This is a genomic window from Pseudomonas sp. SA195 (genome assembly GCF_054131565.1).
In genome coordinates this window covers 92,667-105,000 of record NZ_CP096392.1, presented here as the reverse complement: position 1 = coordinate 105,000, position 12,334 = coordinate 92,667, and the positions used below count along the sequence as shown (strand labels likewise).

At 59.7% G+C, this 12,334-nt stretch carries 11 protein-coding genes (1 of these 11 running past the window's edge); all 11 read left to right on the top strand.

Annotated features, from left to right (window positions below; translation table 11 throughout):
* Positions 1-741, top strand: the 3' portion of a protein-coding gene (gene tssA / locus M1D78_RS00485; RefSeq protein WP_437421968.1) for a type VI secretion system protein TssA. It extends 822 nt beyond the left edge of the window; the window shows 741 of its 1,563 coding nt (coding positions 823-1,563); its start codon lies off the left edge, out of view; it ends in the stop codon at positions 739-741.
* A gap of 32 nt (positions 742-773) precedes the next feature.
* Complete coding sequence (tssB, locus tag M1D78_RS00480) at positions 774-1,280, top strand: type VI secretion system contractile sheath small subunit (protein ID WP_437421967.1); 507 nt, start codon at positions 774-776, stop codon at positions 1,278-1,280.
* 26 nt (positions 1,281-1,306) lie between these two features.
* Positions 1,307-2,785, top strand: a complete 1,479-nt coding sequence (tssC, locus tag M1D78_RS00475; RefSeq protein ID WP_437421966.1) for a type VI secretion system contractile sheath large subunit — start codon at positions 1,307-1,309, stop codon at positions 2,783-2,785.
* 6 nt (positions 2,786-2,791) lie between these two features.
* A complete protein-coding gene (gene tssE, locus M1D78_RS00470) occupies positions 2,792-3,196 on the top strand; it encodes a type VI secretion system baseplate subunit TssE (RefSeq protein ID WP_437421965.1) in 405 nt (134 codons plus the stop codon).
* Between the two features lie 10 nt (positions 3,197-3,206).
* Positions 3,207-3,716 (top strand): PAAR domain-containing protein, encoded by a 510-nt coding sequence (locus M1D78_RS00465; RefSeq protein WP_437421964.1) that lies wholly within the window; start codon positions 3,207-3,209, stop codon positions 3,714-3,716.
* Positions 3,716-4,108: a hypothetical protein gene (locus M1D78_RS00460; protein WP_437421963.1), complete on the top strand. Its 393-nt coding sequence runs from the start codon at positions 3,716-3,718 to the stop codon at positions 4,106-4,108. The genes M1D78_RS00465 and M1D78_RS00460 overlap by 1 nt, the downstream gene beginning before the upstream one ends.
* A 62-nt stretch (positions 4,109-4,170) precedes the next feature.
* The gene (locus tag M1D78_RS00455; protein WP_437421962.1) at positions 4,171-4,560 is read left to right on the top strand and encodes a hypothetical protein; all 390 of its coding nucleotides are present in this window, start codon (positions 4,171-4,173) and stop codon (positions 4,558-4,560) included.
* A 693-nt stretch (positions 4,561-5,253) separates the two neighbouring features.
* Positions 5,254-7,044, top strand: a complete 1,791-nt coding sequence (tssF, locus tag M1D78_RS00450) for a type VI secretion system baseplate subunit TssF (RefSeq protein ID WP_437421961.1) — start codon at positions 5,254-5,256, stop codon at positions 7,042-7,044.
* A gap of 76 nt (positions 7,045-7,120) precedes the next feature.
* Complete coding sequence (tssG, locus tag M1D78_RS00445) at positions 7,121-8,158, top strand: type VI secretion system baseplate subunit TssG (RefSeq protein WP_437421960.1); 1,038 nt, start codon at positions 7,121-7,123, stop codon at positions 8,156-8,158.
* A gap of 10 nt (positions 8,159-8,168) precedes the next feature.
* Positions 8,169-10,769, top strand: a complete 2,601-nt coding sequence (gene tssH / locus M1D78_RS00440) for a type VI secretion system ATPase TssH (RefSeq protein WP_437421959.1) — start codon at positions 8,169-8,171, stop codon at positions 10,767-10,769.
* Between the two features lie 10 nt (positions 10,770-10,779).
* Complete coding sequence (locus tag M1D78_RS00435; RefSeq protein ID WP_437421958.1) at positions 10,780-12,282, top strand: sigma-54 interaction domain-containing protein; 1,503 nt, start codon at positions 10,780-10,782, stop codon at positions 12,280-12,282.
* Positions 12,283-12,334 lie beyond the last annotated feature (52 nt).

Genomic DNA, 12,334 nt, shown 5'->3' with positions numbered 1-12,334 from the left:
ACTGGCCTTCGCGGTGTCCCTGCAGACAAGCTAGCTAGCTACCGAGAGCGCTTTTCTCAAGGACTGTATGCCGATCTACTGGTGGACCTGGAAGCCAGCATAGCCCGGGCTCCGTTCTGGCTCGACGGCCAGCGCTTGGCCTGGGAATGCTTGAGTCAACTCGACGCTGAACAGGCGATGCGCGAGGTTGAAATCCAGCTCGCGCTATTTCTGCAACGCATGCCTGGCCTCGACGAACTGCGCTTCCATGATGGCGCCCCTTTCGCCGATGCCGAAACCCGCGCCTGGATCAGCGCCCGGGTGATGCCGCACGTACAGCCAGCACAGCCACCGATCGAAGCACTCAACAACCAGAGCGGTGCGACCCCCGCTTGGGACGAAGCGCTACAGGACGTGCTGCCACACCTGCGCAAGGACGGCCTCAAGAGCGCCGTGCAAAAACTCAAGCATGGACTTAACCAGGCACAAGGCGGGCGTGAGCGCTTCTTCTGGCAACTGACTCTGGCCCGCCTGTGCTTTCAGGCGAAGAAGTACGACCTGGCCAAGACCCAACTCGAATCCCTTGATCAGACGCTGCAGGCCACAGGCCTCAGCGACTGGGAACCCGATCTCGCCCTCGAGGTGCTGCGCCTGTTGCATAGCTGCTGTGAGCTGCTGCCGCAGAACCACGCCGTGCGTGAAAGCAAGGATGAGATTTACCGCAGGCTGTGCCACCTCGATCTCGAAGTGGTACTCGACTAGGCCCCCGGGCCGTAAACGCAAAGGAGAAACCCATGGCCAAAGAAGGCTCCGTAGCCCCAAAAGAACGCATCAACGTCACTTTCAAGCCCTCCACCGGCGGTGCCCAGGAAGAGCTGGAACTGCCACTGAAGCTGATGGTGCTCGGCGATTTCACCCAGCGCGCCGACGATCGCAAGATCGAAGATCGCAAGCCGATCGCCATCGACAAGAACAGCTTCGACGAAGTCCTGGCCAAGCAGGAGCTTAACCTCACCTTTTCGGTGCCGAACCGCCTGCAAGACGAGGCCACCGACGAAGAGCTCGCCGTGCAGCTGAACATCAACTCGATGAGGGACTTCAACCCGGCCAACCTGGTCGAGCAGGTTCCCGAACTGAAAAAGCTGATGGAACTGCGCGACGCCCTGGTTGCCCTGAAAGGCCCGCTGGGTAACGCCCCGGCCTTCCGCAAGGCGATCGAAAGCGTACTGGCCGATGACGTCTCGCGCGATCGCGTACTCGGTGAGCTGGGCCTCGCCGCGAAAGAACACCTGGACGCCTGAATCTCCCGACAAGGAAAGCCAACACCATGAGTACCAATGCAGCAGCCGTCGAAAGCGGCAAAAACCTCGCCGAGGTCGGCATCCTCGACCGCATCATCGCCGAAACCAAACTGACTCCCGATGACGAAGCTTATGACATCGCCAAGCGCGGTGTGTCGGCTTTCATCGAAGAACTGCTCAAGCCACAGAACGAGCACGAGCCCGTCAAAAAGGCCATGGTCGACCGCATGATCGCGGAAATCGACGCCAAGCTCAGCCGTCAAATGGACGAGATTCTCCACCACCAGCAATTCCAGGCGCTGGAATCCTCCTGGCGCGGCCTCAAGCTGCTGGTCGATCGCACCAACTTCCGAGAGAACATCAAGCTCGAGGTTCTCAACGCGTCCAAGCAGGACTTGCTCGACGACTTCGAGGACAGCCCGGAAGTGGTTCAGTCCGGTCTGTACAAGCACATCTACACCGCTGAATACGGCCAGTTCGGCGGCCAGCCGGTCGGCGCCCTGATCGCCAACTACTTCTTCGACCCGAGCGCACCGGACATCAAGACCATGCAGTACGTGGCCTCGGTCGCCAGTATGTCCCACGCCCCCTTCATCGCCGCGGCCGGCCCGAAATTCTTCGGTCTGGAAAGCTTCACCGGTCTGCCAGACCTGAAGGATCTGAAAGATCACTTCGAAGGCCCGCAGTTCGCCAAGTGGCAGAGCTTCCGCGAGCAGGAAGATGCCCGTTACGTCGGACTGACCGTCCCACGCTTCCTGCTGCGCAACCCCTACGACCCGGAAGACAACCCGGTCAAATCCTTCGTGTACAAGGAAAACGTCGCCAACAGCCACGAGCATTACCTCTGGGGCAACACCGCGTACACCTTCGCCAGCCGTCTGGCCGACAGCTTCGCCAAGTTCCGCTGGTGCCCGAACATCATCGGCCCGCAGAGCGGTGGCGCAGTCGAAGACCTGCCGCTGCATCACTTCGAGAGCATGGGCGAGATCGAAACCAAGATCCCGACCGAAGTTCTGGTCTCCGACCGTCGTGAATACGAGCTGGCCGAAGAAGGCTTCATCGCCCTGACCATGCGCAAGGGCAGCGACAACGCCGCCTTCTTCTCGGCCAACTCGGCGCAGAAGCCGAAGTTCTTCGGCAACAGCGAAGAAGGCAAGAACGCTGAGCTCAACTACAAACTCGGCACCCAGCTGCCTTATCTGTTCATCGTCAACCGCCTGGCGCACTACCTCAAAGTGCTGCAGCGCGAGCAGATCGGCGCCTGGAAAGAGCGCACCGACCTGGAGCTGGAACTGAACAAGTGGATTCGCCAGTACGTGGCCGACCAGGAGAACCCAAGCTCCGAAGTCCGTAGCCGTCGCCCGCTGCGCGCAGCGCAAGTGGTCGTCAGCGATGTCGACGGTGAGCCGGGCTGGTACCGCGTCAGCCTGAACGTGCGCCCGCACTTCAAGTACATGGGTGCCGATTTCACCCTGTCGCTGGTTGGCAAGCTGGACAAGGAATAAGCATCCATGGCCTACGGCAGCCTGTTCGAACGCCTCGGTGGTGACGCCGACAAGCGCGCCGGCTGGAGCCGCGAAGTCGCGGCAATGGCTTCGGTGGCTGCCCATCTGGCCAAAATGCTCAGCACCCGGGCGGGCAGCGTGCAAACGTTGCCCGACTACGGGTTGCCAGATTTGAACGATATGCGCCTGTCGCTGCACGACTCGCTGCAGCAGGCGCGTATCGCCATCGAACGCTTTATCGAGGCATACGAACCGCGTTTGAGCCAAGTCCGGGTGCTATCCCTACCCCGCGACCACGATCCACTGAGCTTGTCGTTCGCCATCGAAGGCCTGCTGGAAATCGACGGCTTCAAGCGCCACGTGAGTTTCTCCGCGAGCCTGGATGGCAGCGGACAAGTAAAAGTCCACTAAGGAGAGCCTGATGTCCGGTAAACCCGCAGCCCGCCTGGGCGACCCCACCGACTGCCCGAAAAAGGGTCACGGCACTAACCCGATCGCAGCCGGCTCTCCTGATGTGCTATTCGACGGCATGCCCGCCGCGCGCATGGGCGACGCCTCCGCCTGCGGCGGTGCGCTGTCGGGCAGCGTAATCCCTACCGTACTGATCAATGGCAAGCCGGCGGCGGTGGCGGGCTCGGTGGGTAGTCATGGCAATGTCGTGATGGGGGGTTCGGGGACGGTGTTGATTGGGACGAGTGTGGTGGTGGCTAAGTTTGTCGAGCCAAGCCCGGTCTCTTTGACGGCCGGCTTCGACCGCTTGTTCTCTCTTGAGACAGAGGACGGCCAGCCCCTGAAGAACCTTGCATATCGCATCGTCTCAGAAAGCGGCATCGTCAAGCAGGGCGCCACTTCGGGCAGCGGCATGACCGGCAATATTTCCACCGGAGGCCAACAAGAGGCCCTTACGCTGTACATCTCCGGAGAAGACTGATGGAAACCCTCATCACCATCGACGGAGCCTCCTATAGCTTCGAAACCAAAGACGGCAAGACCGAACTCAAGGTGCAGTCCGAAAGCACGCCGAGCGAGGACAAGAAGGCGCCGAAGATCAAAGTACCCAACGCCTGGCTGATTATCCGCAAGAACGGTTCCCCTTTGTTCGCCGTCCGGCCGAAGCAGGGCGAAAAGCCTTTCCGCATCATTACCGCGGACAAACTTTACTCGGAAAAGATCCAGTGGTTCGAACCTCTAGCTATAACTATAGGGAGCGAATCTGGCTTCATCCGGATTCGTCCAAGCCGGGCTCCGAAGCCTACTCCGCATATAAGCACTTCTCATGGAAGCAGATTATCGACTTCGCCATCGCGGATCGGTGGTCTCTAAGTTTCTACAGTGGACAACCAGGTGATTGGAAGCAATCGAAGGAAGGAGGAGACGGCTTCCTCATGGTTATGGTTGGTTCCGCTCCCTATTGGACTGACGGTATTGGTAAGATTCCATTTGCCGTAGATACATTCAAATTGCACTGCGGGGAACTTGGAGACGAGAACCAAGCCATCACGAGTACGATACAGACTGGCATGGACTGGGGAGACGGCACATTTTTAGGCGAAAAGGACAACAGCAATTCCTATGATAATTTCATGGTGCTTAGAGGTGCACTCTGGGCCGCAGACAACCATCAACCAACAAAAACAACCAAGACATTTTATCAGCGCGGAGGAGCGATCAAAAGAAACATCATAACCGTCCAATATGTCCCGGCCAGTACTGCCAGGCTTGAAAATTCCATAACTGCAGAATCACTCAGCAAGTATGGTATCTGGAAAAAATGATGAGCAAATACTTGAAAACCTGCGCAGCAAGCGGGCTTATTCACAGTTTAGGTTTCGTCACTTTGGTAGTACTCAACGACTTTACCCTTCGCATGTATTTGGCCTTGGGGGGTGAATTCGACTCCAGAGGGATTGCGCCAGGTGCCGTGATACGGCTAGTACTTCTTACATTTTCTATAGCCAATTTGGCGATAGCATTCATTCCCGCTAAAAGAATTAAATTTCTGATCTGCATCGCTTTCGTTTTGGTCACCGCTTGGTTTCTTCTGCCAAGCCATCCTCTTCGAGCAATGTTCTATTGCTCTTCAGGATGTGCAATAACTGTACTTTGCATTTATTGCTCATCATGGACAAATAAGAAGCTTTTAAAAACAACCAACCTACCCAGCTAAGGAAAACCAAACAACAGGAACAACCAAATGTCACACTCCAAGAGAATTTTACTGGTTAGCATTCGCCGCACTATTCGCCCTAGGTGCGGCAACCAACCTTTACTCGAACATTGTCATGCTAGCCATGGATTCGGTTAATTTCACGTTTTTATCTCGAATATTAATAATTGCAAGGAATTCGAGAAAAATTTCGCAACTTGGCGTGAGAGTTATAAAGGCTCGGTTCAATAATGCAGGGTTTCTCTTATGTAAGTGCTCCTCCGGACCACCACACCAGCGCCGACTGATCAGGGATAGATAGATGTCTTTCAACCACTACTACCAGAGCGAACTCACCGCCCTGCGCCAGCTTGGCAAACGCTTCTCTGAGCGCAGCCCGGCGCTGGCGCCGTTTCTGGGACAAGCGGGGCGCGACCCGGATGTCGAGCGGCTGCTAGAAGGCTTTGCCTTCCTCACCGGCCGGCTGCGGCAGAAGCTCGACGACGAGCTGCCGGAGCTGACCCACTCGCTGATGCACCTGCTCTGGCCAAACTACATGCGCCCGCTGCCGGCGTTCGGCATGTTGCAGTTCGACCCAGTCAAACGCCCAGGGCCGGCACTCATAGTGCCGCGCAATACGCCGGTCGAGTCCAAGCCGATCCAAGGCGTGACCTGCCGTTTTCGCACCGCCTACGCCACTGAAGTCTTGCCGCTAGCACTCGACGGGCTGGATTACTCAGTGAAGGGGGGTGGAGCGCTGCTCAGCTTGCGTCTGCAGATGACGGCGGACGGTCATCTCGGCGAGTTGAATCTCAAGCAGCTGCGCCTTCATCTTGCCGGCGAACGCTATATCAGCCAGATGCTTTACCTGAGCCTGCTACGCAACGTCGCCGGCGTGCAGCTGGTCGCGTTGGATGCTAACGGCAAACCTTTCACCGACGGGTTCGGCATGCCGCTGCCCGCCCTCAATATCGATCCGTCAAAGCTGCAACCGGTAGGCTTTGCTGAAGACCAGGCGTTGATTCCCTACCCACTCAATACCTTCCGCGGTTATCGCTACTTGCAGGAATATTTCGCCTTTCAGGAGAAATTCCTGTTCGTCGACCTGCAAGGTCTTGATGCAGTCAAGCGCCTGCCGCAAGAAGTGCTGGAGCAGGCTCGCGGCTTCGAATTGCGATTCGACATACACAAGGCCGGCGTGCAGCGCATCCGCCCGACCCTGGAAAACGTACGGCTGTATTGCACGCCGGTGGTCAATCTGTTCGAGCACGATGCGATCCCAATTCGCCTGGATGGCAAGCAGGATCAGTATTTGTTGATGCCGTCGGAGCTGGACAGCAATCAGTGCGGCGTCTTTTCGGTCGACCGCGTCACCGGCTGGAAGCCCGGCGGCATGGGCTATGAAGAGTACGTGCCCTTCGAATCGTTCGAGCATGATCCAAGCTTCGATGTACCCGTGGCGCGCCCGCATTACAGCGTGCGCCAGCAGCCTTCGATGCTTGGCGATGGGCTCGAGACATACCTGAGCTTTGGCCTGCGTAACCTCGATCAGCACGAGACGCTGTCCATCGAGCTGACGTGCACCAACCAGAACCTGCCGCGCCAGCTTCGTCTGGGCGACATCTGCCTGCCCAGCGAAGACACGCCGGAGTTTTTGACCTTTCGCAACATCAGCGCGGTGACACCGAGCTACGCGCCACCGTTGCACCGCGACTTCCTCTGGAAGTTGATCAGCAACATGTCGTTGAACTACCTGTCGCTGGCCAACGTCGAGGCGCTCAAGGTCATCCTCGAAACCTATGACCTACCGCGCTACTACGACCAGCACGCTGAAAAGGTCAGCAAACGCCTGCTCGGTGGGCTCAGGCAGATCGGGCACCAGCATGTCGATCGGCTGCACCGCGGCCTGCCGGTGCGCGGTGTGCGTACCGAGCTGGTGATCGACCCCGAGGGTTATCTGGGCGAAGGAGACCTGTTCCTCTTCGCCTCGATACTCAATGAATTCTTTGCGCTGTACGCCAGCCTCAACTCGTACCACGAGCTGCGCGTCAGAAGCACACAGGGAGAGGTGTACCAATGGACGCCGCGCATGGGGCAGCAGCCCCTGCTCTGAGACCGGGTGCAAAGGCATGCGAGCTAGAGCCAGGCAAGGCGAAGACGAGCGAAGAAGCGCAGTTTACGAGGTGTAAATGAGCATTCTGAGTTCGACTTCAACGCCGCCTGGCCGACGCGCAGCTGGCTTTGAGCCTGGTCTTAACCGGATCAGCCAGGGCATTCGTGAATACAGCCTGTTCCAGGGTGTGCTGCTGGTGATGGACCGCCTGAAAGCCGCACATCCCGATCTGGACGACGAAGCGCTCTACGAGTACCTCGAATTCCAGGCCAACCCGAGCCTGGGGTTTCCCGGCAGTGATGTCGATCGCGTCGAGTTTTTTCAGGAGGACGGCGAGCTGCGTGCACGCCTGCGCATCAACCTGGTCAGCTTGTTCGGCGCCGGATCGCCACTGCCAGCCTTCTATGGCGAGCAGGCCCTTGGCGACAGCACCGAAGGAAACCCGACACGCGAGTTTCTCGATCTGTTCAACAACCGCTTGCAGCGATTGATGCTGCCCATTTGGCAGAAGTACCGCTACCGCGCGCGCTTCACCAGCGGCGCGCGCGACCCGCTGTCCGAGCAACTGTTCGCCCTGATTGGCTTAGGTGGCGAGCAAATTCGCGCCGCCTCGGAACTCAATTGGAAGCGCCTGCTGCCTTATCTAGGTCTTCTCAGCCTGCGGGCGCATTCCGCCGCATTGATCGAGTCGGTGCTGCGCTACTACTTCAAGCATGCCGACCTGCGCATCGAGCAGTGTCTGGAGCGTCAGGTCGAAATACTTGCCGAGCAACAGAACCGCCTCGGCCGAGCCAATAGCCAGCTGGGCGAAAGCCTGGTGCTTGGCGAACGCGTTCGCGATCGCGGCGGAAAATTCCGCATCCACATACGCCAACTGAGCTGGGACCGCTTCCACGAGTTTTTGCCCGTGGGCAGCGGCTACCAGCCGCTCTGCGCGCTGGTTCGCTTCACCCTGCGCGACCCCCTCGACTACGACATACGCCTGGAGCTGCGTCGCGACGAAATCCGCGAAATGCGCATCGGCGCCGAAAACCCCTGCCGCCTCGGCTGGACCAGCTGGCTTGGCAGCGAACGCGCCGACGGCATGGTCACCTTGGGCAGCCAGACTCATTAAGGATGATGAAATGATCAACGTAGACCTTCAACAACTGGTCCAAGCACTGGACGCCGAGACCAAGCGCGACTTGGAAGCCGCAGCCGAGCGCTGCGTAGTGCGTGGCGGCAGCAAGATTCTCGTTGAAGACCTGCTGCTGGGCCTGCTAGAGCGGTCCGAAGGCCTACTGATGCGCGCGTTGCAGGACGCTGACGTCGATGCCGGAACCCTAGCTCAAGCACTGCAGCCGCGCAGCGAGCACAGTGAATCGCGCAACCCGGTCTTTTCTGCCGAACTGGTGCAGTGGCTACAGGATGCCCTGTTGGTAGGCAACCTAGAGCTCGGCCAGAGTCAGATCGATCAGGCCGCACTGATCCTGGCGCTGCTGCGCAATCCGATGCGCTATGCCGGCAGCCACTACCAGCCGCTGTTGTCGCGCCTGAACACCGAACGATTGCGCGAGTTCGCCTTGGCTCAGCAACCACAGGCGGTCCCTGGCAAGGCGGCGCCAGCGGGCGAGTCCAACCTGTCGCGTTTCACCCACAATTTCACCCAGCAAGCCCGGGACGGCAAACTCGACCCGGTGCTGTGCCGCGACGCCGCGATCCGCCAGATGATCGACATCCTCGCGCGCCGTCGCAAAAGCAACCCGATCGTGGTGGGCGAAGCCGGCGTCGGCAAAACGGCAATCGTCGAAGGCCTGGCGCTGCGCATCGCCAATGGTGAAGTGCCGGACGCGCTCAAGGGCGTCGAGCTGCTGTGCCTGGACCTTGGTTTGCTGCAGGCTGGCGCGAGCGTGAAAGGTGAGTTCGAGCGGCGGCTGCAAGGTGTGATCGACGAGGTGAAGGCCTCGCCCAAACCGATCATCCTGTTCATCGATGAAGCCCACACTCTTATCGGCGCTGGCGGCCAAGCTGGCAGTGGCGATGCCGCCAACTTGCTCAAGCCAGCATTGGCCCGAGGCGAGTTGCGCACCATCGCGGCTACCACCTGGAGTGAATACAAGAAGTATTTCGAGAAGGATCCGGCCCTCGCACGTCGTTTCCAGCCCGTCCAGCTTCACGAGCCCACTGTCGACGAAGCAGTGACCATCCTGCGCGGCCTCGCCCCTGTTTATGAAAAGAGCCACGGCATCTACCTGCGCGACGACGCCGTCGTGGCCGCCGCCGAGCTATCGGCACGCTATCTTGCTGGCCGCCAGCTGCCCGATAAGGCCGTGGATGTGCTCGACACCGCCTGCGCCCGGGTACGCATCAGCCTGGCCGCCGCACCTGAAGCGCTGGAGCGCTTGCGAGGCGAGATCGCCGAAGGCGAACGCCAGGGGCTCGCGCTGCGCCGTGACCTCGATGCAGGCCTGCACATCGACACTGTCATTTTGGACAGCCTGGAAACGCGCCTGGCGGCAGCTCGTGCTGAACTCGAGCAATTGGAAACCCGCTGGGCCACTCAGCGCACGCTGGCCGAGCAGCTATTGGAGCTGCGCAAGCAATGCGCCACGGCGCGAATGATGCCCGACAACGCACCCATTGACGAAACCCGTCCCGACCTCGAACAACTCGAAGCCCAGCTGAAGGACCTTCAGGCTGAGCTCGCCAATGCCCAGGCCATTGAGCGGCTGGTGAGTTTCGAGGTCTGCCCTCGTTTGGTGGCTGAAGTCATCAGCCATTGGACCGGCGTACCGCTCTCCCAACTGGCCCGCGAGCACAACAGCAAGGTGCTCAGCTTTGCCGCTGATCTGCGCCAGCGAGTGCGTGGCCAGGAACAAGCCATCGAAGCGCTGGACCGCTCCATGCGTGCCACCGCTGCTGGACTGAACAAGCCCGATGCGCCGGTCGGTGTCTTTCTGCTGGTCGGCCCAAGCGGCGTCGGTAAGACCGAAACCGCACTTGCCTTGGCTGACCTGCTCTACGGCGGCGAACGTTTCCTCACCACTATCAACATGTCCGAGTTCCAGGAAAAGCACACCGTATCTCGCCTGATCGGTGCGCCACCGGGTTATGTAGGTTACGGCGAAGGCGGCATGCTCACCGAGGCCGTTCGCCAGAAGCCCTACTCGGTCGTACTGCTCGATGAAGTCGAAAAAGCCGACCCGGACGTAATGAACGTCTTCTACCAGATCTTCGACAAGGGCGTGGCCAACGACGGTGAGGGGCGGGAGATCAACTTCCGCAACACGCTGATCCTGATGACCAGCAACCTGGCCAGCGATCGTATCGCCGATCTTTGCCAAGGCGGCCAGCGACCCGAGACCGAAGACCTGGAGCTGGCGATTCGACCTGCACTGACCCAGCACTTCAAACCGGCCCTGCTAGCCCGCATGCGGGTGGTCCCCTATTACCCAATTCAGGGTGACGTGCTCAACGAGCTGGTGGCGCTCAAACTGTCGCGCTTCGGTGATCGCCTAACGCGGCGCCAGTTGCAGTTCAGTCACTGCGAAGGGCTGGTTGGGCACCTGGCTGAGCGTTGCACTCACAGCGACAGCGGTGCGCGCCTGATCGATCATTTGATCGATCAGCATTTGCAGCCACTGGTCGTCGATCGGCTGCTCGACAGCATGGCCCGTGGCCAAGCATTGCAACGTGTGCATGCAACCCTTGACGAAAACGGGGCGGTGGTTTGTGAGTTCGCTTAAGGTCCCGCCTATGCTGACTGAACATTCCGCGCCTGCCAGTGCGCTACTGGATCGCTTAGCCGAGCTGGCCTGGACGACGGATACAAGCGGCTGGCTGGACGGGCTGGTACAAACGGCGGCGCAGCTGGCGAGCTGCCCGCTCGCCCAGCTCTACCTGCTCGATGCGACCCACACACGTCTGACCCTGTCGGCCGAGTGGTTCGATGGTGCCCGGCGGCAAGAAACCGCGAGCCTGCCCAGCGACTACCGAGACGAACAATTGCTGCAGTACTGTCTCAGCCAGAATCGCCAGCTGAGCATCGTCCCGCTGGACGCCAACTTGCACGAAACCGGTTTTCTTCCTGAATCGTCGCGCCCGTGGCGCAGCCTGCTCTGCTTGCCGCTGGAGAATGCAGAAGGTCATGTCGTCGGGCTGATGGTGGCTGCCAGTACCGCCACTCAGGACCTCACCGCTGCGACCGCAACCTTGACCAACCTCGGCCGTTTTGCCCTCGGCCAGGCCCATCTGCTCAATAGACTGCTCGGTGCGGCCCAACCTGCACCTCGCGAGATCACCCCGACGCGCCCATGCACCAGCGGGTACGGGCTGATTGGTGAGAGCCCGCGCATGCGTACGGTTTACGGGCTGATCGGCAAAGTCCTGCACAACCCCGTCAGTGTTCTGCTGACAGGTGAAACAGGTACCGGTAAGGAACTGGTGGCCCGCGCTATCCATGATTGCGGCTCGCGGCGCAGCCAAGCCTTCATTGTGCAGAACTGCGCAGCCCTGCCCGAACACCTGCTCGAGAGCGAGCTGTTCGGTTATCGAAAAGGCGCCTTTACCGGTGCCGAACGCGACCACGAAGGCCTGTTCGATGCGGCCGACGGTGGCACGTTGTTCCTCGATGAAATCGGCGACATGCCGCTGACCCTACAAGCCAAGCTGCTGCGCGTTCTGCAGGAGGGCGAGGTCCGGCCGCTTGGCAGCACGCGCACGCATCAAGTCGACGTTCGAATCGTCGCCGCAACCCATCAGGATCTGCACAAGCGTGTCGAGGAGGGTCGCTTTCGTGAAGACCTCTACTATCGCCTGTCCATCTTCCCGATCGAATTGCCACCGCTTCGGGACCGCGATCAGGACGTCCTTCGTCTAGCCCGCCACTTTGCCGACAAAGCCTGCGGTTTTCTGCAGCGCGATACCGTGCGCTGGTCGGACGCGGCGCTTGAGCAACTGGCTGACTATGCCTTTCCCGGCAACGTGCGCGAGCTCAAGGGGCTGGTCGAACGTGCCGTACTCCTGAGCGACGGCGGCGAACTATTACCGGAACATTTCAGCCTGCGCACCGTGGACAACGATCTGGACAGCACGTTGGATTTGCGCGCGCGGCTCGAACGGGTCGAACGCAACCTGCTGATTGATTGCTTGCGTAAGAACGGCGGCAACCAGAGTCAAGCCGCGCGAGAACTAGGGCTACCGCGCCGGACTCTGCTCTACCGGATGGATCGTTTGGGCGTGAGCGCCAGCACTCTCTGAGCTCAAGGAGATGAGCATGAGTTTTTATAGATTGCTGACTGTTGCTGCCTTG

Bases quoted from the DNA above. Each gene is read 5' to 3' on its own strand.
- tssB (WP_437421967.1), top strand. From the start codon at position 774: ATGGCCAAAGAAGGCTCCGTAGCCCCAAAAGAACGCATCAACGTCACT.
- tssC (WP_437421966.1), top strand. From the start codon at position 1,307: ATGAGTACCAATGCAGCAGCCGTCGAAAGCGGCAAAAACCTCGCCGAG.
- tssE (WP_437421965.1), top strand. From the start codon at position 2,792: ATGGCCTACGGCAGCCTGTTCGAACGCCTCGGTGGTGACGCCGACAAG.
- M1D78_RS00465 (WP_437421964.1), top strand. From the start codon at position 3,207: ATGTCCGGTAAACCCGCAGCCCGCCTGGGCGACCCCACCGACTGCCCG.
- M1D78_RS00460 (WP_437421963.1), top strand. From the start codon at position 3,716: ATGGAAACCCTCATCACCATCGACGGAGCCTCCTATAGCTTCGAAACC.
- M1D78_RS00455 (WP_437421962.1), top strand. From the start codon at position 4,171: ATGGTTATGGTTGGTTCCGCTCCCTATTGGACTGACGGTATTGGTAAG.
- tssF (WP_437421961.1), top strand. From the start codon at position 5,254: ATGTCTTTCAACCACTACTACCAGAGCGAACTCACCGCCCTGCGCCAG.
- tssG (WP_437421960.1), top strand. From the start codon at position 7,121: ATGAGCATTCTGAGTTCGACTTCAACGCCGCCTGGCCGACGCGCAGCT.
- tssH (WP_437421959.1), top strand. From the start codon at position 8,169: ATGATCAACGTAGACCTTCAACAACTGGTCCAAGCACTGGACGCCGAG.
- M1D78_RS00435 (WP_437421958.1), top strand. From the start codon at position 10,780: ATGCTGACTGAACATTCCGCGCCTGCCAGTGCGCTACTGGATCGCTTA.